This is a genomic window from Gordonia hongkongensis (assembly GCF_023078355.1).
GTDB classification, from domain to species: Bacteria; Actinomycetota; Actinomycetes; order Mycobacteriales; family Mycobacteriaceae; genus Gordonia; species Gordonia hongkongensis.
Genome location: NZ_CP095552.1, coordinates 4,745,367 through 4,770,536 on the forward strand (window position 1 = coordinate 4,745,367; position 25,170 = coordinate 4,770,536).

23 protein-coding genes, 1 pseudogene and 1 riboswitch are annotated in these 25,170 nt (G+C 69.0%); of the genes and pseudogenes, 13 read left to right on the forward strand and 11 right to left on the reverse strand.

Translation table 11 applies throughout. The features are described 5' to 3' along the window. The first annotated feature begins 63 nt into the window (after window positions 1-63). The 4 genes and pseudogenes from MVF96_RS21435 to MVF96_RS21450 all read left to right on the forward strand — a co-directional run bounded on the left by MVF96_RS21435 (window position 64) and on the right by MVF96_RS21450 (window position 4,383). Window positions 64-2,066 (forward strand): annotated as a pseudogene (locus MVF96_RS21435) (ABC transporter permease). Then, window positions 2,059-2,883 carry an ABC transporter ATP-binding protein gene (locus MVF96_RS21440; protein WP_058249620.1) on the forward strand — a complete coding sequence of 275 codons (825 nt, stop codon included), beginning with the start codon at window positions 2,059-2,061 and terminating at the stop codon, window positions 2,881-2,883. The pseudogene MVF96_RS21435 and the gene MVF96_RS21440 overlap by 8 nt, the downstream one beginning before the upstream one ends. Then, window positions 2,880-3,656, forward strand: coding sequence for an ABC transporter ATP-binding protein (locus tag MVF96_RS21445; protein WP_058249619.1), 777 nt, complete (start codon window positions 2,880-2,882; stop codon window positions 3,654-3,656). Before MVF96_RS21440 ends, MVF96_RS21445 begins: the two co-directional genes overlap by 4 nt. 49 nt (window positions 3,657-3,705) lie before the next feature. Then, on the forward strand, window positions 3,706-4,383 hold the full coding sequence (locus tag MVF96_RS21450; protein WP_065630385.1) for a TetR/AcrR family transcriptional regulator: 678 nt from the start codon (window positions 3,706-3,708) through the stop codon (window positions 4,381-4,383). A 46-nt stretch (window positions 4,384-4,429) separates the two neighbouring features. On the opposite strand, the gene MVF96_RS21455 is transcribed toward MVF96_RS21450, so the two are convergent. Further along, window positions 4,430-5,917, reverse strand: coding sequence for a cryptochrome/photolyase family protein (locus MVF96_RS21455; RefSeq protein WP_247450384.1), 1,488 nt, complete (start codon window positions 5,915-5,917; stop codon window positions 4,430-4,432). Window positions 5,918-6,093: 176 nt separating this feature from the next. Between MVF96_RS21455 and MVF96_RS21460 the strand changes: the two genes are divergently transcribed. Then, on the forward strand, window positions 6,094-6,729 hold the full coding sequence (locus MVF96_RS21460) for a pyridine nucleotide-disulfide oxidoreductase (protein ID WP_247450386.1): 636 nt from the start codon (window positions 6,094-6,096) through the stop codon (window positions 6,727-6,729). Here MVF96_RS21460 and MVF96_RS21465 read toward each other — a convergent pair. Beyond that, complete coding sequence (locus tag MVF96_RS21465) at window positions 6,681-7,919, reverse strand: oxygenase MpaB family protein (RefSeq protein WP_247450387.1); 1,239 nt, start codon at window positions 7,917-7,919, stop codon at window positions 6,681-6,683. The genes MVF96_RS21460 and MVF96_RS21465 overlap by 49 nt on opposite strands. Before the next feature lie 120 nt (window positions 7,920-8,039). Here MVF96_RS21465 and MVF96_RS21470 point away from each other — a divergent pair, with 120 nt between their 5' ends. Beyond that, window positions 8,040-8,630: a TetR/AcrR family transcriptional regulator gene (locus MVF96_RS21470; RefSeq protein WP_247450389.1), complete on the forward strand. Its 591-nt coding sequence runs from the start codon at window positions 8,040-8,042 to the stop codon at window positions 8,628-8,630. A gap of 9 nt (window positions 8,631-8,639) precedes the next feature. Here MVF96_RS21470 and MVF96_RS21475 read toward each other — a convergent pair whose 3' ends face one another. The 3 genes from MVF96_RS21475 to MVF96_RS21485 all read right to left on the reverse strand — a co-directional run bounded on the left by MVF96_RS21475 (window position 8,640) and on the right by MVF96_RS21485 (window position 11,902). Next, on the reverse strand, window positions 8,640-10,220 hold the full coding sequence (locus MVF96_RS21475; RefSeq protein ID WP_247450390.1) for an MFS transporter: 1,581 nt from the start codon (window positions 10,218-10,220) through the stop codon (window positions 8,640-8,642). Between the two features lie 154 nt (window positions 10,221-10,374). Beyond that, window positions 10,375-10,578 (reverse strand): hypothetical protein, encoded by a 204-nt coding sequence (locus MVF96_RS21480; protein WP_065630380.1) that lies wholly within the window; start codon window positions 10,576-10,578, stop codon window positions 10,375-10,377. Between the two features lie 136 nt (window positions 10,579-10,714). Further along, window positions 10,715-11,902, reverse strand: a complete 1,188-nt coding sequence (locus MVF96_RS21485) for an ATP-grasp domain-containing protein (protein WP_247450392.1) — start codon at window positions 11,900-11,902, stop codon at window positions 10,715-10,717. A gap of 270 nt (window positions 11,903-12,172) precedes the next feature. Here MVF96_RS21485 and MVF96_RS21490 point away from each other — a divergent pair, with 270 nt between their 5' ends. The 4 genes from MVF96_RS21490 (at window position 12,173) to MVF96_RS21505 (ending at window position 15,317) form a co-directional block, all read left to right on the forward strand. Beyond that, window positions 12,173-13,225, forward strand: a complete 1,053-nt coding sequence (locus tag MVF96_RS21490; protein WP_247450394.1) for an EamA/RhaT family transporter — start codon at window positions 12,173-12,175, stop codon at window positions 13,223-13,225. A gap of 62 nt (window positions 13,226-13,287) precedes the next feature. Then, window positions 13,288-14,154 carry an SCO6745 family protein gene (locus MVF96_RS21495; RefSeq protein WP_247450395.1) on the forward strand — a complete coding sequence of 289 codons (867 nt, stop codon included), beginning with the start codon at window positions 13,288-13,290 and terminating at the stop codon, window positions 14,152-14,154. Continuing rightward, window positions 14,151-14,621, forward strand: coding sequence for a nuclear transport factor 2 family protein (locus MVF96_RS21500; protein ID WP_247450397.1), 471 nt, complete (start codon window positions 14,151-14,153; stop codon window positions 14,619-14,621). Before MVF96_RS21495 ends, MVF96_RS21500 begins: the two co-directional genes overlap by 4 nt. A 9-nt stretch (window positions 14,622-14,630) precedes the next feature. Then, entirely contained in the window at window positions 14,631-15,317 is a 687-nt protein-coding gene (locus MVF96_RS21505) for a phosphoribosyltransferase (RefSeq protein WP_247450399.1), read from the forward strand. A gap of 83 nt (window positions 15,318-15,400) precedes the next feature. Here MVF96_RS21505 and MVF96_RS21510 read toward each other — a convergent pair whose 3' ends face one another. The 6 genes from MVF96_RS21510 to thiO form a co-directional block, all read right to left on the reverse strand. Next, the gene (locus tag MVF96_RS21510) at window positions 15,401-18,007 is read right to left on the reverse strand and encodes a LuxR C-terminal-related transcriptional regulator (RefSeq protein WP_247450401.1); all 2,607 of its coding nucleotides are present in this window, start codon (window positions 18,005-18,007) and stop codon (window positions 15,401-15,403) included. Between the two features lie 127 nt (window positions 18,008-18,134). Continuing rightward, window positions 18,135-18,881 (reverse strand): ABC transporter permease, encoded by a 747-nt coding sequence (locus MVF96_RS21515; protein ID WP_065630375.1) that lies wholly within the window; start codon window positions 18,879-18,881, stop codon window positions 18,135-18,137. 4 nt (window positions 18,882-18,885) lie between these two features. Next, entirely contained in the window at window positions 18,886-19,875 is a 990-nt protein-coding gene (locus MVF96_RS21520) for an ABC transporter ATP-binding protein (protein WP_247450402.1), read from the reverse strand. Window positions 19,876-19,946: 71 nt separating this feature from the next. Beyond that, entirely contained in the window at window positions 19,947-20,735 is a 789-nt protein-coding gene (thiG, locus tag MVF96_RS21525) for a thiazole synthase (RefSeq protein WP_068970961.1), read from the reverse strand. Between the two features lie 58 nt (window positions 20,736-20,793). Further along, on the reverse strand, window positions 20,794-21,006 hold the full coding sequence (gene thiS, locus MVF96_RS21530) for a sulfur carrier protein ThiS (protein ID WP_078114135.1): 213 nt from the start codon (window positions 21,004-21,006) through the stop codon (window positions 20,794-20,796). After that, complete coding sequence (gene thiO, locus MVF96_RS21535) at window positions 21,003-22,067, reverse strand: glycine oxidase ThiO (protein ID WP_247450404.1); 1,065 nt, start codon at window positions 22,065-22,067, stop codon at window positions 21,003-21,005. Before thiO ends, thiS begins: the two co-directional genes overlap by 4 nt. Continuing rightward, window positions 22,063-22,174: riboswitch (TPP riboswitch) on the reverse strand. (Overlaps the previous gene by 5 nt.) Window positions 22,175-22,221: 47 nt before the next feature. On the opposite strand from thiO, the gene thiE reads away from it, so the two are divergent. From thiE to MVF96_RS21550, 3 genes are all read left to right on the forward strand, one after another. Continuing rightward, window positions 22,222-22,932, forward strand: coding sequence for a thiamine phosphate synthase (thiE, locus tag MVF96_RS21540; RefSeq protein WP_247450406.1), 711 nt, complete (start codon window positions 22,222-22,224; stop codon window positions 22,930-22,932). A 316-nt stretch (window positions 22,933-23,248) separates the two neighbouring features. Beyond that, window positions 23,249-23,623: a hypothetical protein gene (locus tag MVF96_RS21545; protein ID WP_247450408.1), complete on the forward strand. Its 375-nt coding sequence runs from the start codon at window positions 23,249-23,251 to the stop codon at window positions 23,621-23,623. Window positions 23,624-24,002: 379 nt separating this feature from the next. Further along, window positions 24,003-25,079, forward strand: a complete 1,077-nt coding sequence (locus MVF96_RS21550) for an IS110 family RNA-guided transposase (protein ID WP_247450410.1) — start codon at window positions 24,003-24,005, stop codon at window positions 25,077-25,079. Window positions 25,080-25,170 lie beyond the last annotated feature (91 nt).

The window sequence follows — 25,170 nt, forward strand, 5'->3', positions numbered from 1 at the left end:
CGAACGCTCCGCATCCTCACACGCGCGTGAGATCCGTACGCGCCGAACGAATGAGTACGCCACATGGGCCAGTTCCTCCAGTTCGTCTTCCTCGGACTATCCGCCGGTGCCATCTATTCGGTGCTTGCGTCGTCCCTCGTGGGCATCTATGCCGCCACCGGCATCATCAACTTCGCGCAGGGCGCCATCGGCCTCTACTCGGTCTATCTCGTCGCCGCACTGCGCACCGACGGCAGTCTCGTCCTGCCCATCGGCACACTGAAACTCGGGAGTGAGTCCGACCCCACCTCGATGGAGTTGGCACTGGTCCTCGGCGTGCTCAGCGCGGTCGTCTGGGCCCTGCTCGCACACGTACTCATCTTCCGGCCGCTCCGCTCGGCCCCGGTGCTCGCCCAGGTCGTCGCCTCGGTGGGACTCATGCTGTTCATCCAGGCGCTCGTCCATCTCCGCTTCGAGACCGAGAACCTCTTCGCCGAGGCCATCCTGCCGGAGGACACCGTCGACATCGCCGGCGCGGTCGTCAACGTCTCGGACCTGATCCTGGCCGGCGTCGCCATCGCCATCTCACTGGTGCTGTGGGCCTACTTCCGGCTCACCACCCTGGGCGTCGCCACCCGCGCGGGCTCCGAAGACGAACTCGCCGCCCGACTGTCGGGTTACTCCCCGGACCGCCTCGCGGCGATCGTGTGGGCACTCACCGGTGCGGCAACCGGTCTCATCGTCGTCCTCGCGTCCTACACCATCGGACTCACCGAGACCAGCTACACCTTCTTCGTCATCCCGGCCCTGGCCGTCGCCCTCGTCGGCCGGCTCACCTCCTTCGGGATCGCCTGTGCCGCAGGTCTTGTCCTCGGCGCATTCCAATCCACCATCACGTGGCTCACCACCAAGGACTGGTGGCCGGAATGGGCGCAGGCCGGCCTCGGCGACGCCGTTCCGTTCGTCATCGTCGTCATCGCCCTCTTCCTGCTCGGCGGTCGGATCCCGTCGCGCGGCTCGCTCGGCGAGGTGCGCATGCCCGCGGTCCGGATCCCCCGCATCCGGCTGATCCCGACCGTCGTCTGCATCGCGGTGGTCGTCGTGGCGATCCTCCTCACGTCCGGCAGCTGGCGGTTCGGCGTCGTCACCTCGGTGATCCTCAGCCTCATCGCATTGTCGCTGGTCCTGCTCACCGGTTACCTCGGCCAGATCTCGCTGGCCAGCATGGCCTTCGCCGGCGCGGCCGGGTTCGCCCTGTCGAAGCTGACGACCAACTGGGATGTGCCGTTCCCGTTCAGCATGATCTTCGCCGCCTTGATCGCGACCGGCCTCGGTGTCCTGGTGGGCGTGCCCGCACTCCGATCCGCGGCGCCCAGCTGGCCGTCGTGACATTGGCAGCGGCCCTGGCCATCCAGAGCTTCGTCTTCAACAACCCGGCGATCACGTCCTTCGAGGGCAACCTCATCGCGGACCCGACGATCTTCGGCCTCGACCTCGGGGTGCGCGACGGCACCAACCTGGTCACGATCCGGTTCTCGCTGATGGTCCTGATCGTCGTCGCGATCGCGACTCTCGTGGTGTTGCGCTTCATGGGCGGCTCGACCGGCCGGGCCTTCCTGGCCGTCCGCTCCAACGAGCGCGCCGCGTCGTCGGTCGGGATCAACGTCGCCGCAACCAAATTGCTCGGCTTCGCACTGTCGGCGTTCCTGGCCGGCATCGGCGGTTGCCTCATCGGTTACAGCCGCGGACAGCTGTCGGCCGGCTCGTTCACGGTGATGATCGGGCTGACGCTGCTCGCGATGACCTACGTCGGCGGCATCACGTCGTTCGCCGGTGCGGTCCTCGCCGGCATCATCGGACCGCTGGGCGTGGGTTACGTCTTCCTCAACCAAACCCTCGCTCTCGGTGAGTACTACGAGCTCTTCGCCGCCGGCAGCCTCCTGCTGATGGCGGTGCTGAATCCCGTCGGCGTCGCGGGGGCCATGTCGGAGCTCGGCGAGAAGCTACGCGCCCACCGGCACAAACCGTCCCCCCGTCCGGAAGCGCCCGGCGCGGCACAGAACGCACAGGAGGGTGCACATGTCTGAGTCGACACTCGAGAAGCCGGCCACGTCGACGACACTCCTCGAGACGGGCGGGCTGTCGGTCCGGTACGGCGGCGTCAGCGCCAACTCCGACATCGACATCTCGGTCTCGGCGGGCGAGATCGTCGGACTGATCGGACCCAACGGCGCGGGCAAGACCACGTTCGTCGACGCGGTCACCGGATTCACCAAGGCCACCGGCACGGTGTCGTTGCGCGGGGAGAGACTGGACAAGGCGAGCCCCCATCGTCGACGCCGGGCCGGCATGGCCCGAACGTGGCAGGCGGGCGAACTGTTCACCGACCTCACCGTCGAGCAGAACCTGGCCGTGGCGGTCCAGCCGGTCGGCCTGCGTGCCATGCTCGCCGACGTCCTCAACGGTTCCCGTCCGCCCGCCGATGTCATCTCGTCGGCACTCGAACTCGTCGGCCTGGCCGATGCCGCCGACCAGTTCCCCGGCGAGCTGACCCTGGGACAGCAGAAACTTGTCGGTGTCGCGCGGGCGTTGGTCGGCGGGACGCAACTCGTCCTGCTGGACGAGCCGGCCGCCGGACTCGACACCCACGAGAGCCGCGACTTCGGGACCGAACTCCGCCGGATCGCGGCGACCGGTATCGGCATCCTGCTCATCGACCACGACATGTCGCTCGTCCTCGACGTGTGCGACCGCCTGTACGTGCTCGACTTCGGCCGGGTGATCGCCAGCGGGCCCCCGGCCGCCATCCAGGACGATCCGGCGGTCATCTCGGCCTACCTCGGCAGTCCCGAGGTGGACCCGGACGCCGCCCCGACCGGACCCGACCCGAAGGAAACGCGATGAGCGCGCACGCCGCCCCCGGCCAGGCGACACCGGACCCGACGACACCGGATTCGACGACCCCGGTGTTGACGATCGACGACGTCACCGTCGGTTACGGCGGGGTTCCCGCCGTCCGCGGTCTCAGCGCCGCCGTCCGTCCCGGCGAGATCCTCGCGCTGCTCGGTCCGAACGGGGCGGGCAAGACGACGAGTCTGCTCGCCGCGGTCGGTGCCCTCGGACTGATGTCGGGCACGGTGACCGCCCTCGGCGACCCCATCGACCGTCGCATCGAACGCAACGCGCGGCGCGGGATCACCCTGGTCCCCGACACCCGGGGCGTCTTCCACCGTCTGTCGGTGTCGGACAATCTCCGTCTCGCCAAGCGTCGTAACGGGCCCGACCTCGACACCGTCTACCAGTACTTCCCGAAGCTCAAGACGATGCGGGGCCGACGCTGCGGCAATCTCTCCGGCGGCGAACAGCAGATGCTCGCACTCGCCAAGGCGCTGCTGGCGGACCCGAAGGTCCTCCTCATCGACGAGCTGAGCCTGGGCCTGTCCCCGGTCGCGGTCCAGGACCTGCTGCCCCGGCTCCGGTCGATCGCCGACGAACACCAGATGGCTGTCGTCCTCGTCGAACAGCACATCGATCTCGCCCTCGGCATCGCCGACGCCGCCATCGTGCTCCATCACGGTCGGGTCGCGCTCTCGGCACCCGCGAGCGAACTCCGCAACCGGCGGGACATGGTCGAGGCGGCCTACTTCGGGCGCACCGTCGAGGACCGCGCCTCCTAGGGCCGCGCGGTCTGCAGGCGTACGGACGAGACGACGGAACCGGGACGACGTGGCCACCGGAGACACCGACGATCCGGTGGCCACGGACGCCGGCGTCGTACGACCGGCCCGCAACACCCGCAATCGGCCCACCGACGACGAGTTGCTCGACGCCGCATGCGCGGTCATCGCCGAGGTCGGTGCCGAGCGCACCACGATGACCGCCATCGCCGAACGCGGCGGCACCACCCGGGTCACCCTCTACGCACACTTCGGGTCCCGCGACGAGCTGGTCAACCGGGTGATGACCCGCGAGCTCGACACGTTCACCTCGTTCATGTTCGAGGTGTACGACGCGAGTGAGGACATGCCGTACGGTGCCCGCGCCCGCTACTCGGTGCAGGCCCTGTTCGACTACGCCCGACGCCACCCGGCAGGTCTGCGTGTCCTCATCGGCCACCGGGAGGGTGGCAGTGACCGCCGGTTGTACGCCGCGCTCGAACCCCGTATCGCCGCACGCCTACGCCAGAACTACGCCGAACGCGGCGCGCGGATCGCGGCCAGTGCCGACACCCTCGCGTCGCTCCTGCTGGGGATGAGCCTCGACGTCGCCCACCGCGCGCTGATCGTCGACGGCGCCGGCGTCGACGAGGCCTGCGACCTCGCGATCACCGCGACCCTCGCCGTGCTCCGCGACGTCCGCGCGGACCAGCTGCGCGCTCTCGACGAATCGCTCGGGCAGCGCTGAACCCGTGACAGGCGGTCGACACGGGCGCGCTCAGGACCCGGGGCGGTCACCCCAGCCAGCGGCCGGCCCGCCGGCTGTGGCCCGCCTTCGTCGCCGCGGGCAACCGGTCGTAGGCCCGGGCGAGGAAGTTCGACCGCGCATTGGCCTCGAAGACGTCCCGGTGGTCGCGAACGAACGTCCAGTACAGCCCGTCCCAGTCCGCGGCCCAGTCGCCGGGCGGTATGTCCGACATCTTCTTCAGATAGTTGCTGCCCGAGACGTAGGGCTTGGTGGTGATCGCCTCACCGGCCGCGAACTGACTCATCGCGTACACGTTGGGGACCATCACCCAGTCGTAGGCGTCGACGAACATCTCCATGAACCACTCGTAGATCTGCTCCGGGTCGATGCGGAGCAGGCACATCGCGTTGCCCAGGACCATCAATCTCTCGATGTGGTGGGCATACCCGTTGGCGAGAATCCGCCGGATGACGAGATCGACCGGCTCGAGTCCGGTCTCGGCGGTCCACCACCCGTCGGACAGCTTCCGATCGTGGCCCAGATGATTCCGGCTCCGGAGGGCACGCCCGCGGGTCTCGTACGACGCCCGCATGTACTCCCGCCAGCCGATCAGCTGCCGCACGAACCCTTCGACGCTGGCCAGCGGGACACGGTTACGTCCACCGGCCTCGAGCGCCCTTCTCAGCACCGTTCGCGGGCTCAGGAGCCCGGTGTTGAGTGCGGGCGTCAGCAATGAATGGAAGACGAACGGGTGCTCGGTGCTGATCGCATCCTCGTAGGGTCCGAACTCCGCGAACCGGTCGGCCAGGAACTGCTCGAGCATGGCCCGCGCCTCGTCGTGGGCGGTGGGCCAGGCGAAACCGTCGGCGTCGCCCGGGTTGTCGGGGAACTCGTCGGCCACCCAGGCGATCGCGGCGTCGACCTCGGGATGTCGCGCCGGCGGTGTCGGTTGCGGGACCTCACGGTTCTTCGGCAGTTTCTTCCGGTTCTCGGTGTCGAAACTCCACCGACCGCCCGCCGGTTTGCCGTCGTCGTCGACGAGGATGCCGAGCCGTCGTCGCTGCCAGGTGTAGAACTGCTGCATCCGCGGTCGCTTGCCGGCGAAGAACTCGTGGATCTGCGCACGGGTGGTGAGGAAGTTCGGACTCTCGACGATGTCGTCGGCCGCGAGTGGACACCCGGCGTGCTGGAAGGCCGCCAGCAGGTCGCCCGTCAGCCAGTCGTCGACGACGTCGTACAGGTGAACCGACGCCGGCGCCCGGCGGGACAGGTACTCCACGAGCTGATCGTGACTGGACTCCTCCGCGTCGGTCTCGAGCACGTCGACCTCGAAACCCCGGTCCCGCAGCCGGTCTGCGAACCTGCGCATACTCGCCCGGTGCAGGACGAGTTTCTGCACGTGGAACCGGTACTGCCGGAACATCAGATCGTGTTCGACGAGGACGAAGCGGGTGCCGGGGTCCGCGTCGAGGTGCGACTCGAACAACTGATGCGGCAGCACCACGCGGACGACATCGCCGGACGGACCTGACATCGGCTCTCCTCTCGCCCCCGCTACACGCTCCCGACTTGGACGGCCCCCTCAAGGGCCGGACAAGTCGACCCCAAGTTCGCACCAAGCGCCCGGCGACATCCTGTCGTTCATCACCCGAACACCACGATGAGCCGCCGAGACCGGGCACCCGCCCACTCCAGACGATAGGAACCACGATGTCGCGCAGCACCGCCAGCTATTCGCACCCCTCCGACGATCGGATTGCCGAGTCCGGCGGCGACGTGCCGTCCGTGGACAGGCCCCTCTGGCAGCTGGGCCGGCGTGCCACGGTCATCGCGGCCTGCGTGGGCTTCGCCGCCCTCGCGGCCTGCAGTGTCAGCGTCGGCACGCAGTCGATCGAAGAGGCCTCCGACATCGACGTGGGCGAGTGCCTGCAGATCGGTGCCGAAGCCGGTGAAGGCAAGGTCGAGGCGACCAAGGCCGAGTGCGAAGGCACCGAGGGACTCACCTTCTACGCGGCCGACAAGGTCAGCACGTCGGCGGAGTGCGGCACCCCCAACACCTCCGCGCTCACCTTCGGTGAAGGCGACCAGAAGCTCTGCCTCACACCCAACTTCGCCGTCGACACCTGCTACCAGATCCCGATCGGCGGCGGCAAACTCGCCGACTACCGTGAGGTCGCGTGCGACGCCTCCCCCGCGGAGAGCACCATCCTCGCCAAGACCGTCAGCCGCGGCGCAGACTCCCTCACCTGCACCGAGGACGAGACGAAATGGGCTTTCACACAGCCGCTGTCGGTCAGTTACTGCCTGACCGAGGACGTCACGGCCGCGAGCCGATTCGACGGCTGAGCGGCGGCCTGCGGGCCGGGCGCCGCGTCGACGAGGTCGTGGGTGACGCGGTAGTCCTCCCGCATCCGCGCCATGGCGACATCCCTTGCGCGATACGATTTCTCGACGCGTGCTCGTGCCCGCCGGGCGCCACCTACCCGCTGCGCCGAATCCGCCACCGCGAGAACCGGTCCGACCCGTCTCAGCACATGTGTGAACCGGCCGTCGGGGATTCCGAGCGCGTCGGCGTCGGCGTCACCGATGAACACCCGCTGCAGTCCGTGCATGGTCTTCGTGGCCAGCCGGCGTCGCAGGGCCTGCGGCCCCGGGAACACCGCGGCCAGTTCGGGCACCAGATAGTCGCCGGTCAACGCGACCACGAAATCCCGGTCGTCGGGACCCGGCCCCGGCGAGGTCAGCCGATAGAGCTCTTCGATCCGGACGTGGTCGGCCTCGCAGACCGGGTTGAGCTCGGGGCTCATCCCGACCACATGCCCCACGTACCGCCACAGGTGATAGATGTCGTCGAGTTCGCGGTCGGTGAACCGCACCCCCAGCTTGTGCATCGCGTCGATCGCGATGTGCCCGAACTCGGCGATCGTGAACGCCATGTACGGCTGCGGAATCGGCACGCCCCACGCGGTCTCGTCCCAGTCTCCGCGCTTGAGCAGCATGGAACGGACATGTGCGTGGATCATCCGGACCCGCACCGTGTATGCGAAACCGTCGCCGCCGCGGCGCATCCCGCCGGGCGTCAGGACCTGTCCCAACCACTCACCGACCTCCACCGACCGCACCGCCGGCTGGGACACGTAACGCCCGGTGACCGCAAGCGGCTTGCCCGCGATCGTGTTTCCCGCCCCACGGACCAGCGATGCCGCGCCGAGCACGATGCCCAGCGGTGCGGTGTTGACGACCAGCGCGTCGGCCGCGCGATTCATCCGATCATGATCGACCCAGTCGGGCTCGTCATCGAGGAACTCGAAGAGCGCGCGCAGCGAGTCGGTCGCGTCGTCGACCGAGTCGATGCCGTTCTTCAGCGCCGCCCGCAGCACTGTCGTGGTCGGGCCGCCGGGTTGCCGGTCGGCGGCCACGGCGTCGGCGAGCGGGTCGGCGATCCACATCTGATCGAGCCAGTCGCGGCCGGCTGTCCCGAACCGCTGCACGGCGAGGTCGGTGTTCACGAGGTCGGCGGGTGCGCTCCGTTCCATGAATCCATGAGAACACGAGCAATCCTCACTTACTATTCACTTTTGATGGCATCGTCGACGACTCCCAAAACCACCGCATCGCAACGGCGCAAGGCACCCGAGCAGCAGCGTAGTCGCGAGATGAGGCAGCGCCTCCTCACGTCGGCGCTCACTCTCCTGGAGCGTCGTCCGGGCCGACGGCCCACCACCGCCGAACTCGCCGACCACGCGCACGTCAGCATCGGGACGGTGTATCGCTACTTCGCCGACATGGACGCGATCATCGAGGAGCTGCGCCTCGCGGCCGTTCACGACATCACCGCCACCCTCGCGAGCGGGATCGGCCGGGCGATGGATCAGCAACCGGACACCGCGATGGTCACGGTGGTCGAGACCCTCGTGTCATCGTTCGAGTCACATGCGCCGGTACTGCGCGCCTCGCTCGAGATCGGCGAACACGGCTTCGGCGACGCCTGGGCCGAGGTAGAGGGACCGCTCCTTCCGCTGGCGCGGATCCTCCCGTCACGGATGAGGCCCGACCTCGACGATCGGGCGATCGACGAACTGGTCTTCCTCACCATGGGCGCGACCGCGAGCCTGTGCCTGCGCATCGCCCTGCAACGCCCGCGCGAGGCCGACCGGACCTCGCTCATCGCGATGGCGGCACGAATGTTGTTGGCGGCCTTCGACTCACCGCCGTCGGGCAGTGCTGGTCGAGTAAGTGCTGGGTGAGTCGGCGACTCAGAGGCTGCGCTGTTTCGCGTACTCCGCCATCGCCGTTCGCTCCGCCTCGTGTCTGGGGTAGAAGAAGAACACCACCGCCGCACCCACCACCACGATGGCGGCCGCCGCGCCGTAGGCGTTCTTGTCGCCCTGTACGAACGCGTCGCGGGCCGCAGCGATGATCTGATCGGCGTACTGCGGATAGCGCTCGGCCAGGACCTCGGCACTCGAGAACGACTTCGTCAGCGCGGCCTCGGTCTGTTCGGTGACCTGATCGGCCTGCGGCGAACCGGAGATGGTGTCCCGCAATTGATTCGCGTAACCCGCGGTGAGGATCGCGCCGAGGGTGGACTGCAGGATCGCGCCGCCGAGGTCGCGCTGCAGATCGGACATGCTCGACGCCATGCCCGCGCGCTGCACCGGCACCGAACCGGTCAGCGATTGCGAGGCCGGGGTTCCGGCGAGACCGACGCCCACCCCGACGAGGACGTAGACCAGACCGACATGCCAGAAGTGGGCGTCCTCATCCCAGGTGAGCATCGCGAGCACCAGGCCGACGACGATGAAGGCGTAACCGGACAGCAGCGTGAACCGCGAACCCATGCTCTGCACGAGTTTGGCCGAGCGCGGGGCCACAACGATCATGGCGGCCGCGGCTGGCAGGATCGTGGCGCCGGCCGCCAGCGTCGAATAACCGAGCACGTTCTGCATGTACTGCTGGCCGATGAACATCGCGCCCATGAGCGTGCCGAACACGATGAGCCCGCCCACCGCCGCGACCCAGAAGGTGCGTCGGGCTGCGATCCGCAGGTCGAAGAGCGGAACCCGCACGCGCAGCTGCCGCCAGACGAAACCCGCCCCTGCCAGCAGCGCGATCGCGGCCAGGATGTAGACCTGCAGTCGCTGATCGGAGTTCGGGGCGAAGTTGATCGCCAGCACCAGCGAGCCCACCATCACGATGGACACGACGCCGCCCAGGTTGTCGACGACCGCCGCCTGGTCGCCGTTGTCGTCGGGCACCAACCGCCACGCCGCGATCAGCGCGACGACGGCGAGCGGCAGGGTCACCAGGAACACCGAGTGCCAGGCCAGGATCTCGAGGAGTGCCCCGGACAGGACCGGTCCCAGCGCCGAGATCGCACCGCCGAATGCCGACCACGCGGCGATCGCCCGGACCCGTTTCGGCCCCGACCACAGTGCGGTGATCACCGCGAGGGTGGTCGGGAAGGCCAGGCCCGCGGCGATGCCGCCCACCAGACGAGCTCCGAACAGGACCTCGACGTTGGGCGCGAATCCGGCGACGAGCGACGCCGGGATCGACAGGCACATGCCGATGACCAGCATCCGCTTGCGCCCGTGCCGATCTCCCAGCGCGCCGAAGTAGAGCACCGACGCCGCCAGGCCCAGCGAGTAACCGACCGCGACCAGGTTCAACTGCGTCGAACTCGCGTCGAGCGCCTTGCCGATGTCGGGTAGCGCGACATTCGCCACCGCGAGATTGATGTTGGCCACCCCGGCGACCAGGATCAGCGCGACCAGGATCGCCTTCGCCCGCTTCGGAGCCGTCCCCGCCTCGACCTCGGCCGTTGTCGACGTCATCGGGGAATCGTACGTGCGCGAGCGCCATCGGGCCGGGGATCGGGACGCTCCGGCACGAAATGGTCACGCCGGCGTCGACTTCTGGTGGGGTACGAGGAATCCGTATGACGTCGTGCCCGGTTTCCGGGCACAGCGTCATACAGCTCGGATCAGATCAGAGGCAGACGCTGATGGTCACCGGCCCGATGGGGATGCCGAAGCAGATCGCCACCGAACCGACGGCCTGCACCGGCTGCACCGGCTGCACCGGCGCCGGCGCGGCGGAAGCGGCCGGCGCGGTGGCCAGTCCGATCGCACAGGCGGCACCGACAGCGGCCACCCCGACAGACGTACGACGCATGATCCCGGACATGTTCATGAGCAGCTCCCCTCGAGCTCGAGTCCCCCCGGACAACCCTGCGGATGGGGTCAACACGCAGGTGATGGTGACTCGAGATTCTACGCCCCGGCGTAGGCGTCGTCCCCATCCCGAAGGGCCGAATCCGCGACGGGTGTCACAGGCTGATGCGGAGGCCGTCCCACTCGTGGTCGTGCATGAAACCCTCCGCCAGCCCGACCCGGTACTTGAGGCAGCTGCGCAGGATCCCGCCATAGGCGAACGGGAGCATCAGCGCGGGCTTCTGGTCGCCCGGACTGCTGACGACATCGGACGCGCCGCGGAAGTCGCGGACGAAGTCGCGCAGGGTCCGGTCCTTGCGCGACGACGGACGCCACCCGTAGAGCAGCATGCCCAGCCCGATCATCTTGTCCACGCCCGACCCGGGCGTGATCGGTCCGTCGTCGGGATCCCAGGTCCCGAGGAACGCGCGATCGACACCGTCCTCGGGCGTGAACATCATGATCCCGCTCGTGGCGCGCGGATTGCACTCGATGCAGAACAGGTCGCCGCCACCGTTCCGATCCTCGATGAAGTCGAACCCGATCTGGCCGGTGAAGTTCGCCCGGCGAACGAAATCGCTGACCCACTCGGCGATCCGCGAATGATCCACGGACCGGAAGTTGAGGCACGAACTGCCGTCGATGGCGTAGTCCACCGGATACGTGGCGTGGGCGTGGACGCGGCCCTCATGGCAGACCGAATACGTGCAGAAGTTGTTCCCCGACGCCCACTCCTGTGCGATCCACGGGTTCTGCTCATCGTGTTCGAGCCAGGTGAGCGGATCGTCGGGAGTCACCTTGTGAACCTTCTGCGAGCCCCGCGAATAGCAGTGTTTGAGCGCGAACGGCTTGGTGAAATCGAGCGATCCGACGTCCTCGGGTCCGGACACCCGCGCGAACTTGCGCGTCGGGATTCCGAGTTCGACGAGCAGCTCCTGGAAGTCGTACTTGTTGTGCAGGCGGTTCTCGGTGGTGAAATCGGAGAGGAACAGCCGACATTCGGGCGGGAACACCTCGGCGAGCATCGCGATGATGTCGGTCTCCTCGTGCACCGGGATCACCATGTCGACGTCGTTGTCGGCCACGATCCGGGCGAGGGCGAGACAGTATGCGAGCGGCTCGAACTTCGGCGGGGGCACGCGGTGAAAGTCGCTCACCGCGTTGGAGAATCGGCCGATCCCGACCGGGATGGAGTCGACGATGCTAACCCGGTGACCCGCCGCGGCCATGAGCCGCGCGAGTTCCAGGGTGAGGAACGATCTGCCGAATGTGATCAGTACATGGGTTTGTCCGGCGCTGTTCACCCGAGCGAGTGTAGTGCCGACGGGCCCTGAGCACGGAAGCCGGACGGCCTGCGAAAAAATTCGGTCAGGTCGGGAATCTTCAGTACCGCCCTGTCGGTTCACCCTGCTAGCTTTTTGCACGATCGGCCGGTCCGGGTGCTTCGCTTCCGGTTGCGGAACAGCAGTTGCGGAGCAGCGCTGGTGCGGCCCGAGCCGATCGCGTGCGTACGCAGTCGGGGTGGTCGTCGGTCCGAGCCTGTCGAGGCTCATCCGGGCCGAGTTGGAGGAGGCATGCAGCTGTTCGTCATCGGCGTCATCGCCGCGTGCCTCGCCGCAGTCGCCTACGGGATGTCCACGGTCTTGCGCGCGCTCGGCGCCCGCCGCGTGGCAGAAGCCGCTGCCGACGAGGGTGAGGGCATCACCACCGAGAACGGCGCACCGACCCTCTCGTCCACGATGTCGACGCTGGTCGATCCGGCCTTCATCCTCGGCACGACACTGGTCGTCCTCGGCTTCGCGGGTGGCGCCCTCGCTGCCCGGTTCCTACCGCTGTTCCTCTCGCAGACCATCGTGTCGGCCAACCTGGTCATCACCGCCCTGCTCGGCACGATCATCCTCAACATCGCGCTGCACACCCGCGAATGGGTCGCCATCTGGCTGGTCGTGACGTCGCTCTGCCTGCTCGGCGTGGCGTCGTCCCATCACACCGGCGGCGGCGAAGAGGTCGGATTCCACTGGGGTCTGTTCGTCGCGACGCTCGCCCTCTGCGCTCTTGCTCTGGTGGGCGTCTACAACCTCGGTCCGGCGGGCGCCATCGTCGGCGGCGCATCGGCGGGTCTGCTGTTCGGCATCATCGCCATCGCCGTGCGCATCCTCGACGGAATCCAGCCGTTCGATCCCGTGGCGCTGCTGACCGATCCGGCCGCCTGGACCATCGCCGCCGCGGGCGCGGTGGGCTTCTACGTCCAGACCGTCGCCCTGCAGCTCGGCGCGGTGAACGGGGTGACCGCGGTGCTCGTGGTCGGCGAGACGGCCGGCCCGAGCCTGGTCGGGGTCGTCTTCCTCGATGACACGGCCAAACCCGGACTCGGCTGGCTGGCCATCCTCGGTTTCGTCGGCGCGGTCATCGGTGCCGTGCTGGTCGCCTGGTACGGCTCGGTCGACCCGGATCACCTCGGCGAGGCACCGCCCATGAAGGGCGGGTGGCGCCGTGGCCGCGAAGAACCCGCCTCCGACGAGGAGCAGGGAGCATCCCCGGCAGACGCCGATCCCGAGGTCGCGGATGCCGATCTGTGGACGACCGACGACCCCGTCTTCGAGAGCCGGGACTCCCGGCGCACCTGACGCTCCCGCTCTCGTCGTCGCAGGTGGTTGACACCCGCCCCGCTGATGGAGAGGGTGGGTTGATGACATCGACCAGCACGGGCTCCGCTGCCCGGCTCGCCTACGAAACCCTCGAACCCTTCCACATCCTGGCCTACTTCAACCCGGGACTGAAAGGCGCGCAGGCAGACACCGGGCTCGATCCCTACGCCTTCTACGTCGGTGCGCGCGGAGCGCCGTTCGGTCCGTGCGCGGCCTCGGTCGTCGCCTCCGCCTTCTACAACTTCAACCACGAACTCATCGCGAAGGGCTGGACGGCCGCCGTCGACGCCGGGCTCGACCGGGTCCACGAACGACGCAATCAGATGCTCGACGACTCGCTGCGAGAGATCCTCGGCGAGTCCATCGACGACTCCCTCCTCGACGAACTCGCCTCCGCCTATTACGATCTGGCCGCCCGACTACCCCTCGGCGGACGCCCGCTCGCTGCCGCGTGGTCGACGGCCCCGCGACCGGACACCGCGCGCCTACGGCTGTGGCACGCCATCGCGATTCTCCGAGAGTGGCGCGGCGACAACCACATCGCCGCTCTCGCCCTCAACGGTCTGAACGGCTTCGACGCGGCCGTCTTCCACGAGTCGCAGCTTCCCGACCCCACGGTTCGTCGTCCCACCCTGGGCAAGCGCATCGTGCTGATGACCCGCGGCTGGTCCGAACAGGACTGGCAGGACAGCGTCGATCGCCTGGTCGATGCCGGGCTGGCCGAGCGCGTTGAGGACGGGCACCGTCTCACCGCTTCCGGCGCGGCGACCTACGACGACATCGAGGCCACCACCGATGCTGTCGGAGAAGCCATCTGGGCCGGCACCGACGACCTCCTCACCCGGACGAGACCGGTCGTGAAAGCCGTCATCGATGCCGGAATCCTGCCGGGAACGAGGACGAAGTGAGCGCGCCCGCCGGCGGCTTCGAGGACCTGCGGGCGATCGAGAGCCTCAAGTATCGATACCTGCGATCCCTCGACACCAAGGACTGGGCGACGTTCGAGTCGACGCTCACCGAGGACGTCACCGGTAACTACGGTGAGAGCCTGGCCTTCTCGAATCGGAACGAGCTGGTCGGATACATGCGCGAGAACGTCGGTCCCGCAGTCATCACCGAACATCGTGTCGCACACCCGGAGATCGAGATCGACGGGGACACCGCACGCGGACGCTGGTACCTGCAGGACCGGGTCATCGTCGCCGGGTTCTCCTTCATGCTCATCGGGGCGGCGTTCTACGACGACACCTACCGCCGCACCGCAGACGGATGGCGGATCAGCAGTACCGGTTATGACCGCACGTACGAGGCCACCGTCGGGCTCGCCGACGTGCCGAGCTTCGCACTGAAGGTCGGTCCCGCAGTCCAGGTCTGAGGCCTGCCCATGCGCGCCCGCATCTTCGCCGACCGCCGCGAGGCGGGTCGGTTGCTGGGTGCGCGGGTCGTCGAAGTCCGGTACGGCGACGGGGTTCCGGAGGCCGGTGCGACAGAACCTGTCGTCCTGGGACTCGCGCGCGGCGGGGTTCCGGTCGCCCGCGAGGTCGCCGACGCCATCGCGGCGTCGACAGGCAGGTGCGCGATGGATGTGCTGGTGGTGCGCAAGATCGGGGCGCCCGGCCACGAGGAGTTCGCCATGGGCGCGCTCACCGCGCACCACCTGGTGGTCAACGACGACATACCGCGTCGGCTCGGGGTGTCCCGCAGCGAGTTCGACGAGGCCGCCGATCGACAGCGGCGCATCCTCGACGACCGCGAACGACGTTACCGCGGCGGACGTCCCGGCACCGAGCTCGGCGGTCGGACGGTCATCCTGGTCGACGACGGTCTCGCCACCGGGTCGAGCATGGCCGTCGCGGTCGACTCCGTCCGGTCCGCCGGCGCCACCCACGTGGTGGTGGCGGTACCCACGGCACCCTCCGATTCGATTCAGCGACTGCGGGATCGGGGCGCCGACGACGTGATCGTCCTCGTGACGCCGGAACCGTTCCGGGCCGTCGGCCTGTCCTACGGCGACTTCACTCAGGTGGACGACGACGAGGTGATCGCGGCCCTCAGCCGGCCGGGCGACTGAGCCGTCGAGGACCGCACTGGAAACCACCCGTCCGAGGGGCACCGGCGACCTGTCGTCGACTGTCCGTTTCCTGCGGGTGGTTTTCAGCCGGGCTTTCGCTGGTCTTTGAGGAGTAGCTCGGCAAGCTCGGCACGGTCACCCACATCCAGCTTGGTGTAGGCGCGGAACAGATGCCCTTCGACGGTGCGGACCGAGACGGTGAGTCGCTGCGCGATGTCCTTGTTGGACAAGCCCGCCGCCGCGAGGTTGGCGATCTCCCGCTCGCGCGAGGTCAACGGCAACGGTTGCGCAGCCGAGATCAGCGCCGGAGTCCGCAGGCCACCGCACTGCGACGCCAGTCGGTTCGCCACCGCGGCCGACGCCACGGTCGCGGACCGTCTGCCCGCCGCGTCGTGCAGGACACTGGCCTGCGCGGCCGCGTCCGCGGCGGACAGACACACCCCGGAGTCCTCGAACGCCGTCGAGCACAGATCGAGTTCGACCGCATCACCGTCGCGGAGGGCCGCGGCGTGGCGCGCGTACAGATCCGAGAGCGGACCGTCGACGCGCTCGGCCAGTTCGGTGAGCCGGTCGGCGACGCCGCCGTCCCCGAACCGGGCGGCGGTGTGCAGGGCCTCGGCCTCCACCGCGAACTGACCGGCGGCACGGGCGGATGCGGCCGCGGAGTGCGCGAGTTCGACGGCGGGCGTGACGGTTCCGGCGGCCGCCGACTGCCAGGCCGCCGCGATGGCGAGCATGGGCCCGAAGACGGCCACATGCTTGCCGGACCGCTTTCGCGCCTTGGCCAGCGCGGCCGCGGCACGGTCGGCCTGTCCCAGCGCACTCAGGGCCTGCACCAGGAAGATGTGGGCCGGGAAGTTCCACGACTCGGAGAACCGGCCACTGTCGAGGATGGCGAGGGTCTGCTCCATCCGCCGGGTCACCGAGGCGCACGATCCGCGGGCGAGTTCGACTGCGGCGACGAGTATTCCGGACATCGCCCAGCCCAGGTACTGCGCGGCCTGCGCGGCGGACACGAAACGCCCCGCGGCGCCGTCCGCGTCGTCGAGTCGGCCGGTGAGGGTCAGCGCGAGGGTCTCGCCGAAACCGGTGGGGAACCGGAGCAATCCGTCCACCTCGACCTCGCGCGAGTGTTCGGCCAGCGCCCCGACCTCCGCTCCCCGACCGGCGACCGCACGGGCGAGGCTGCCACCGAAGACCGCCCACTCCACCGCCCACGGCAGCGCCCTGGATTCGGCGAGGACGGTGTCGGACAGCGTGATCGCCTCGTCGATCCGGTTCTCGAAGAGGGCGCACGCCGAGGCGATTCCGGTGACGATCGGCGTGAGTGCCGGGTGGGTGACCCGCTCGGTCAGCAACCGCAGGATCTCGTCGGCCCGATCAGCGTCGCCCAGAGCCCAGAACGTGTTGCCGATGATCGAATTGCCCCACAGCACGAGTCGACCCTCGTCGAGATCGTCGGGCGAGAAGCGGGACAGGATGTCCCGCGCCTCGTCCGGATGCCCCTGCCACATGACCGCCCGCGCGAGCAACTCGGCCTCCTCGAGTCCACCGCCCTCGTCGAGCGCCGCCCGCGCGAATCGCTCGCCGAGCGGCGTCTGCGCGAGGTTCAGGGCATCGCGTGCGGCGGTCCGTACCAGCGCGAGGTCGATCTCCACGTCGCTCTCGATCGCGAGATCGGCGAGCCGAATCCGCTCGGCCGGGGTGTTCGTGGGCCGTGACTGCAACGCCTCGACGAGCCGGCCACGCAGCCGCCGCGACGACACGAGACCCAGGCGGCGCCGGATCACCTCACCGAACAGCGGATGGTGGAAGGCGACGTCGAGACGCCGCCCGTCGCGGGTGATGCGCACCAGCCCGGCGATCTCCGCCTCTTCGACGGCTTCTTCGCCGGCGAGCTCGGCGAGGACGTCGATGTCGAGGGGTTCGCACAGACTGAGGTATTTGAGGGCCCCGAGAACCGGCGCGTCGAGTTGCTCGATCCGCCCCTCGAGCAGCGATGCGAGCTCCGAGGTGATGGCGGCGCGTCCGCGTAGCTGCCACACGCCGTTGACCTGCCGCAGCGTGTCGGCCTGCCGCGCACCGTCGACGAGATGCCGTAGGAACAGGGCGTTCCCACCGGAGGCCTCCCACATGAGATCGGCCGAATGCTCCTCGAGCTGCCCGCCGAGCACTGACTCGATGAGGTCGACGCTCTGCTCTTTGGTGAACGGCGACAACGTGATCCGCGTGAGGTGATTGTCCTTCCACAGCGAGGTCACCGCATCCGGGACGGTCTCGCCGCTGCGGACCGTCGCGACGATGTGCACCGCACGGTCGATCGCGAGCTGATGCAGCAGCGTCGCCGACAGTTCGTCGAGCAGGTGGGCGTCGTCGACCCCGATCACGACATCGCCGTCGGCGAGGAGCGATTCACGGGCCGCCGCAAGGTAGGTGACCGGATCGCTCGACGTCGCCGGACCGACGAGATGCGCGAACACACCGAGCGGGATCGAGCGCGCGGACTCGGTGCCCGCCACCCAGCGCACCCCGGTCGGCAACTCGGCGGTGACGTGCCGGGCGAGGGTCGTCTTGCCCACGCCGGAGTCACCGGTCAGGACCACCCCACAGCCGGTCGTCTCACCCCTGAGGGCCGCCTGGATCGTGCGGAACTCCCGATCGCGCTCGACGAGCGGCCAATTCGTGGACATAACCGCGAATTTTAGTCTGCTGGGCCCTACAATGGGCCGCCCGGAAGCACCAATGTGGTCCGACCGGATGGCCCTGTCGACACGCGGCTAATCCCGGATTTGACATCGGCGGAAGAAAATCCGCGAACTACGCATCCCGGGCATTGGTCACGGCCACTGCCGCCGCCAGCAACACGATCGTGAAGCCCGCGAAGTAGGCCAACGAACCGTAGGCGTTCCAGTGGAACGTGTCGCTCCCGCCGGCGAGGAAGTTCCACCCGTTCAGGAACGGCAAGAACGACACGATGTGCTCGCCCACCCGCGGGAGCACCGACACGATCCGCTCGAGGGCCAGCATCCAGACGAGCACGATCGCCACCGCACCCGCCGAATGCCGCACCAACGCGCCCACCGCGAGGCCGATCAGCGCGCACAGCATCGCGAAAACCGGCGTCCCCCAGAGATGCCGGACGGTCTCGGGCCCGGTCAGAGAGACTCCGACGCCGGCGAGCACCTGCGCCGCCACGACCGCGACGACGGACACGATGGCCACCACCGCGAACGAGAGTCCGCCGAACACGACCGCTTTCGCGAGGAGGACCTGTGGCCGACGCGGAATCGCCGCGAACGTCGGTCGGATCGTGCCGAAGCGATATTCGGTGGTCACGCCCAGGATCGACATGATCGCGAGCACCGCGACCCCGAACTGGTTGACGCCGAGCAGGAAGTCGTCGGTCAGGGTGTCGGTCTCACCGGGACTGCCGTAGGAACCGCCGGCGATGGCGCCGAGCAGCACCGCGAAGCCCAGGCCCAGCACCACGACGACGCCGAGGCACCAGTACGGCGACCGGGTGCTGGCAAGTTTGATCCGTTCGGCGTTGATCGCGGCGATCACCGGTTCACTCCCCGTGGTTCCCGACGGCCCGGTTGTGGGCGTCGGGGTTGTGGACGTCGGGGTCGTGGACGGCGCGGTTGTCGACGGCGGTGTAGTCGACGGCGTGCGCCGTCATCGACATGAAGACCTCTTCCAGTGACGCCGACTCGGCGGCGAGTTCGTGCAGGGTGATGCCCGCGGCGGCGGCGAGGTCGCCGACCCGATCGGTCGTGGTGTCCGGCACGCGCATCACCGGGCGCCCGTGGGCATCCGGGTCGCCCGGCGCGGGATTCAGCCCCGCCGCCGCGAGCGCGGCGTGCAACTGTTCGAGCTGCGGGCCGCGCACCCGCACCGACTGCCGGGCCCGCCCGGTGAACTCCGCCACCGAACAGTCGGCGATCAGCCGGCCCCGCCCGATGACGACGAGATGGTCTGCGGTGAGCGACATCTCGGTGAGCAGATGGCTCGACACCAACACCGTCCGCCCTTCCGCGGCGAGCTTACGCATGAACCCGCGGATCCACACGATGCCCTCCGGGTCGAGGCCGTTGACCGGCTCGTCGAACAGCAGCGTGTGCGGGTCGCCGATCAGGGCACCCGCCAGCCCGAGCCGCTGCGACATACCGAGCGAGAAGCCGCCGGCGCGCTTCTTGGCCACCGAGGTGAGCCCGACCGTCTCGAGCACCACGTCGACGCGGGCGGCCGGAATCCGGTTGCTCGCCGCGAGCCACCGCAGGTGGGACCGCGCACTGCGATTGGGATGCACCCACCGGGCGTCGAGCAGCGCACCGACCTGCCGCAGCGGATGCTCGAGGTCCCGGTAGCGCTGCCCGTTGATCGTCGCCGTGCCCGATGTCGGGCGGTCGAGTCCGAGCATCATCCGCATGGTCGTCGACTTGCCCGCACCGTTGGGCCCCAGGAAACCGGTGACCCGTCCCGGCCCCACCTCGAAGGTGAGGTCGTCGACCGCGCGTTGACCGCCGAAGTCCTTCGTCAGATTCGCTACCTGCAACACGACTCGACCATAGCCGCCGAACCCCGAGCGGCCCGGTCTGTCATTCGGACGGCCTGCCGCGGGACCGCGCGTCAGTCCCGGTCGCGCCCGGGCGAGGACGCGTGCGCCCAGAAACGCTTGGGGATCCGGCCCGCACGCGCGGCCAGTCGGCCCCCGGCCACCGCGTGCCGCATCGCCGTCGCCATCAGTTCAGGGTTCTCCGCCCGGGTCACCGCCGTGGCCAGAAGCACGCCGTCGCAACCGAGTTCCATGGCCAGGGCCGCGTCGCTCGCCGTCCCGATGCCCGCGTCGAGAATGACCGGCAGCGGGTCGTCGAAGCGGGTGTGGCAGTCGTCGACGATCATCTCGATGTTGTGCGGGTTGAGGATTCCGAGTCCGGTCCCGATGGGCGATCCGAGGGGCATCACCGCCGCCACCCCGAGATCGGCGAGTCGCGCCGCCAGGACCGGATCGTCGTTCGTGTAGGCCAGCACGACGAAACCGTCGGCCACCAGTGCGGCCGCGGCGTCGACGAGCTCGATGGCGTCGGGCATCAGGGTGCGTTCGTCGGCGACCACCTCGAGCTTCACCCAGTCGGTCTCGAACGCCTCGCGCGCCAGTTGGGCGGTCAGGACCGCCTCGGCGGTGGTGTGACAGCCCGCGGTGTTGGGCAGGACGGCGATGTCGAGCCGGCGCAGCAGATCGAAGACCCCGGTGCCCGAGGCCGCGTCGACGCGCCGAACCGCGACGGTGGTCAGCTCGGTCCCCGACGCGACCAGCGCGCGTTCCAGGGTCGCGAGATTCGACGCGCCGCCGGTGCCGGTGATGAGTCGCGACGAGAAGTCGCGACCGGCGATGCGCAGATGGTCCGCATCCGGGATCGTCTCGTCGCCGGACCTCTGCTCGGTCCGCGAGGCGTCGGGCTTCAGATCGGCGAGGTCAGCCACCCTGCACCGCCGTGACGATCTCGACGACGGCACCGTCGGTCATCGTGTGCCGGTCCCAGCGGCCGCGCGGGACGACCGCGCCGTCCACCGCGACCGCGATCCCCCGGTCCGGCAACCCCAGCCCCATGACGACGTCGCGCACCGACGTGTCGGCGCCGACATCGACGCTCTTGCCATTGACGGTGATGTTCGCGGTGATACTCATTCCTCTGCTCCTTCCAGAATCGACAACACGCGGGCGGCGGTGCCCGGGGCGAGGACGATCCCGTTGCGCCCGTGCCCGGTCGCCACGACCGTTCGTGTGTCCACACGGGTGACGATCGGCAATCCGTCCGCGGTGCACGGCCGCAGACCGGCCCCCGCTTCGGTCAGTTCGTAGGTCCGCAGCCCGGGGAAGACCTCGATCGCGTCGGCGAGCAGATCCGCGACCCCACCGGCCTGTGGCGCGCGGTCGGCCGTCCCCTCGGCCTCGTACTGGGTGGCGCCGACGACGACTCCGTCCTCGCGCGGCACCAGGTACACGGCCCGCCCGTGGAGGCGTGCCCGGACGACGTGACCGGGCGGCGGCACCGACCAGCGCGTGCGGCGCAGACGGAGGATCTCCCCCTTCGCCGCATGCAGGTCCACGTCCGGCCAGAGGGCCGCGGTGCCGAGTCCGGCGGCGAGCAGGATCTGGGTGTCGGAACCGAGGTCGTCGAGATCGGCCAGGGATTCGACACGCGCGGAGACCAACTCGGCACCCGCCGACGTCGTGGCGGCGCGCAACGCCTCGAGCAGCCGCCGGTTGTCGACGGACCACTCGCCGATCGCGCGGTAGCCACCGACCAGTCGAGAGCTCAGCGACGGTTCCAGGGTCCGGATGTCGCGGCCGGTCACCGGCTGCAGCGCGGCATCGGTGGCGGGCTGCCCGGCCCAGACGAAGTCGGCGAGATGCCGCAGGTATTCGATGTCGGTGGCCGATGCCGCGACGAACAGCGAGTCGGTGGCGGTGACGACGCCCGGGTCGTCGAGCCGCTTCACGAGCGCCGGCCACAGCCGGACCGATTCGACCGAGAGGGCCAGGGACGCGTCCTCGCCGGGATGACCCTCGCCGAGTGAACCGAGCATGCCGCCGGCGACCCAGGACGCGCGCTCGTCGGTGCCGGCGTCGAGGACGCGAACCCGCCATCCGGCGTCGGCCGCGGTGAGCGCACAGGTCAGCCCGATGACACCGCCCCCGACGACAGTCAGGGCGCGGTGGGCAGGGCGCTGCGGTGGGGAGTCCACGCTGGGAATCACCTTCCTTCGCCGGAATGACCCGGATCAGGTTCGACGGTCAGCGGAATCTGTCCGCACTCTCAGCCCGGCCGATCCGGACTCCCGTGTGTTCGTGCGATCCACCCTACGCCGGGGCGTCGGGGGTCCGGTTAGCCTGGTCGGCGTGACGACCCCGAACCGCACCAGCTCCGCGTCGACGGACCCCGGCTCCGCGACGGACCGTCGCCGGCGGCTCTCCACGGCCCGCCTGTACCTGTGCACCGACGCCCGGCGCGAACGCGGTGATCTGCTCGACTTCGTCGACGCGGCGCTCGCGGGCGGCGTCGACATCGTGCAGCTGCGCGACAAGAACTCGCCGGGTGAGCGCGAGTTCGGGACCCTGGAGGCGGGCGAGGAACTCGAGATCCTCGCGGGCATGCGGACGGTCGCCGACGCGCACGGTGCCCTGCTGGCGGTCAACGACCGCGCCGACGTCGCGGCGCTTTCCGGGGCCGATGTCCTGCACGTCGGACAGGGCGACCTGTCGCCGTCGGCGGCCCGCCGGATCGTCGGACCGGACGTCGTCATCGGCGCCTCGACCCACGACCCCGAGCAGGCTGCCGCCGCGATCGCCGACGACGACGTCGACTACTTCTGCGTCGGTCCGTGCTGGACCACCCCCACCAAACCGGGCCGCGCCGCAGCCGGCCTCGACCTCGTGTCCTCAACGGCCGCAACACAATCAGCCAAGCCGTGGTTCGCCATCGGCGGTATCGATGCCGGCCGCGTCGGGGAGGTCACCGCGCTCGGGGCGCGGCGCATCGTCGTCGTGCGGGCCATCACCGCGGCCGCCGACCCGACCGCCGCAGCCACCGATCTCGCCGGGATGCTCTAGCGGTTCCCCCGGCGGAAACACGTTTGCCCGGTCGGTGTCGCGGGTCTATGGTGGACCGATCATGTTGTGCATCACGAGCGTTCTCGTAACCCGCCGCAGCGGGGTCTGAATCTGACCGACCCCCCGCTGCGGGTCGGTTGCGCTCTCCAGTCGGTCATCCGTTCTTCGACCGAAATCGGTTTTCGAGATGCACCCTCTTCATCTACCTCGTCGATCCTGTTCGTGGACCGAGCGCGACGACCGGCACGGCGGCGACCACTTCGCCGCACGTTTCGGCCGCCCGCTTCCCCCCGGGATGCACGAGGAGGCCGCCGGGATGACCTGGCAGGAATTCACCGACGAGTACTCCCGTGGCGGCACGATCCGGCTGGGCTCCTTCTCTGCCGTTCCGTGCTCGGGCGACCTGATCGAGTGCCGCGCGACGCTCGCGATCGCCGACCGCATCATGTCCCGCAGCGCCGTCGCCGCCGGCCCCGTCGGTGCGATGACCTCGATCCTGTACGACGTCGGCGCCCCGGTTCAGATCGTCCGGCTGCACCAGCGGGTCGTCGACGGCCTGGTCACGACGTTCCTGCTGTGCGAGCACGACGGCCGGCAGGCCTGGGCCGTCGGCGAGGGCGCGAGCAGCGACGAGGCGAACGTCCACGCGCTGGTCGCCGGGGCGAACCGACTGCTGGACGCCGGGGTGTGACCCTGGCCCTCAGTATCTGCGGCCTCGCGGCCGTCGTGGACTTCGAAAAAACCTCTGCTCCCTGAGGAGGCCGGAGCTTGCGGAGGCCGTCACGAAGGGTCCTGGCGAGATGGGTCGCCAGCCCTTCGTGGCAGTGAGAATGGGTGTGGGTGGTTGACCGGGTTTGGGTCTGACTTACTTCGTGGCTGACGGTGCTGTCATGGGCGAGATGTGTCGGCCCAGAACTTCGGTCGATCACCTGCACCAAGTGACCTTGAGGGCCGGGGCGGGTGTGACCTGATTAGGACCCTGTCTGGCTGGTAGGCCGTGACTCTTCACTGTCCTGTCCACCCGCCCCGGTGAGGTCATCCCACACCGCAGTGAAGGAGACATCGCCAGAATGGCTGAGACAACAGTGACCACGCAAGTGGTCGTACTCGGAGTCGACACCCATCAACAGACCCATCACGCCGCGATCGTCGCCACCGACGGCCGCCCGCTGGCCGATCGCGAGTTCCCGACCACCACCGCCGGCTACACCCAGTTGTGGCAGTGGGCGTGTGGCTTCGGCCGCGTCGAGGATGCCGCGGTGGAATCGAGCGCCTCCTATGGGGCCGGGTTGACCCGCATGCTCACCGCTGAAGGGGTGCGAGTGATCGAGGTCAACACCCCCGATCTGCCGCGCCGCTACGCCCACGGTAAGACCGATCAACTCGATGCCTACGCCGCGGCGATGGCAGTCATCACCGGCCGCGCCACCGCGGTGGCCAAAGACACCCGAGGCGCGGTCGAATCTGTTCGGATGCTCACCGTGGCAAGGGCTTCGGCCGTCGCAGAGGCCACCCGGATCGGTAACCAGATCCGTGACCTGTGTACCACCGCGCCGGCCGAGTTCGCCGATGACGCGCGCCAGGCACGCACCATCGCCAAGCGGGCAGCGTTCATCACAGACTTGCCGGTACCGGCCGAGAAAGCTGATCTGTCCGCGCCGGCCGCGGCGTTCGTGCGCGCGGCGCGGTCGCTGCTCGACCGACACCGACTCGCCCAACAAGAAGTCCGGTCCTTGGCCCGCGAACTGCAGCGACTGTTGGTGAAGGTGGTGCCGACCTTGTTGTCGCGCCCGCAGATCGGGCCGATCACCGCCGCACGCCTGGTGATCACCGCCGGTGACAACGTCGAGCGGATGGGCACCGAGGCACGGTTCGCCAAACTCGTCGGCGCCGCACCGTTACCGGCATCCTCAGGCAAAACCAGCCGCCACCGACTCAACCGGGGCGGGGACCGGCAAGCCAACAGCGCTCTGCACATGATCGCGGTCGGACGCATGAAATCCCACGCCCCCACCCGCGCCTACGTCGAACGCCGCTCCGCCGAACACAAAACGAAGAAAGACATCCTCCGCTGCCTCAAGCGATACATCGCCCGCGAAGTGTTCCGCGACCTCACCACCGACCTCGGAGCACTTGACAAGCTATAGGACCCTCTCGTCGCTTGCGCTCCTCGCACCTCAGGGAGCAGGGGTTATGCGATTCTCTCGGATTAGGAGCCTGCTGAATTAGGGTCCAGCC

Coding starts and splice junctions, on each gene's coding strand:
- MVF96_RS21465 (WP_247450387.1), bottom strand. CDS start 7,919: ATGGAACGGAGCGCACCCGCCGACCTCGTGAACACCGACCTCGCCGTG.
- MVF96_RS21460 (WP_247450386.1), top strand. CDS start 6,094: ATGTCGCGCAGCACCGCCAGCTATTCGCACCCCTCCGACGATCGGATT.
- MVF96_RS21440 (WP_058249620.1), top strand. CDS start 2,059: ATGTCTGAGTCGACACTCGAGAAGCCGGCCACGTCGACGACACTCCTC.
- MVF96_RS21490 (WP_247450394.1), top strand. CDS start 12,173: ATGCAGCTGTTCGTCATCGGCGTCATCGCCGCGTGCCTCGCCGCAGTC.
- MVF96_RS21495 (WP_247450395.1), top strand. CDS start 13,288: ATGACATCGACCAGCACGGGCTCCGCTGCCCGGCTCGCCTACGAAACC.
- MVF96_RS21505 (WP_247450399.1), top strand. CDS start 14,631: ATGCGCGCCCGCATCTTCGCCGACCGCCGCGAGGCGGGTCGGTTGCTG.
- MVF96_RS21510 (WP_247450401.1), bottom strand. CDS start 18,007: ATGTCCACGAATTGGCCGCTCGTCGAGCGCGATCGGGAGTTCCGCACG.
- MVF96_RS21455 (WP_247450384.1), bottom strand. CDS start 5,917: ATGTCAGGTCCGTCCGGCGATGTCGTCCGCGTGGTGCTGCCGCATCAG.
- MVF96_RS21475 (WP_247450390.1), bottom strand. CDS start 10,220: ATGACGTCGACAACGGCCGAGGTCGAGGCGGGGACGGCTCCGAAGCGG.
- MVF96_RS21470 (WP_247450389.1), top strand. CDS start 8,040: ATGAGGCAGCGCCTCCTCACGTCGGCGCTCACTCTCCTGGAGCGTCGT.
- thiS (WP_078114135.1), bottom strand. CDS start 21,006: ATGAGTATCACCGCGAACATCACCGTCAATGGCAAGAGCGTCGATGTC.
- MVF96_RS21550 (WP_247450410.1), top strand. CDS start 24,003: ATGGCTGAGACAACAGTGACCACGCAAGTGGTCGTACTCGGAGTCGAC.
- MVF96_RS21545 (WP_247450408.1), top strand. CDS start 23,249: ATGACCTGGCAGGAATTCACCGACGAGTACTCCCGTGGCGGCACGATC.
- MVF96_RS21445 (WP_058249619.1), top strand. CDS start 2,880: ATGAGCGCGCACGCCGCCCCCGGCCAGGCGACACCGGACCCGACGACA.
- MVF96_RS21480 (WP_065630380.1), bottom strand. CDS start 10,578: ATGAACATGTCCGGGATCATGCGTCGTACGTCTGTCGGGGTGGCCGCT.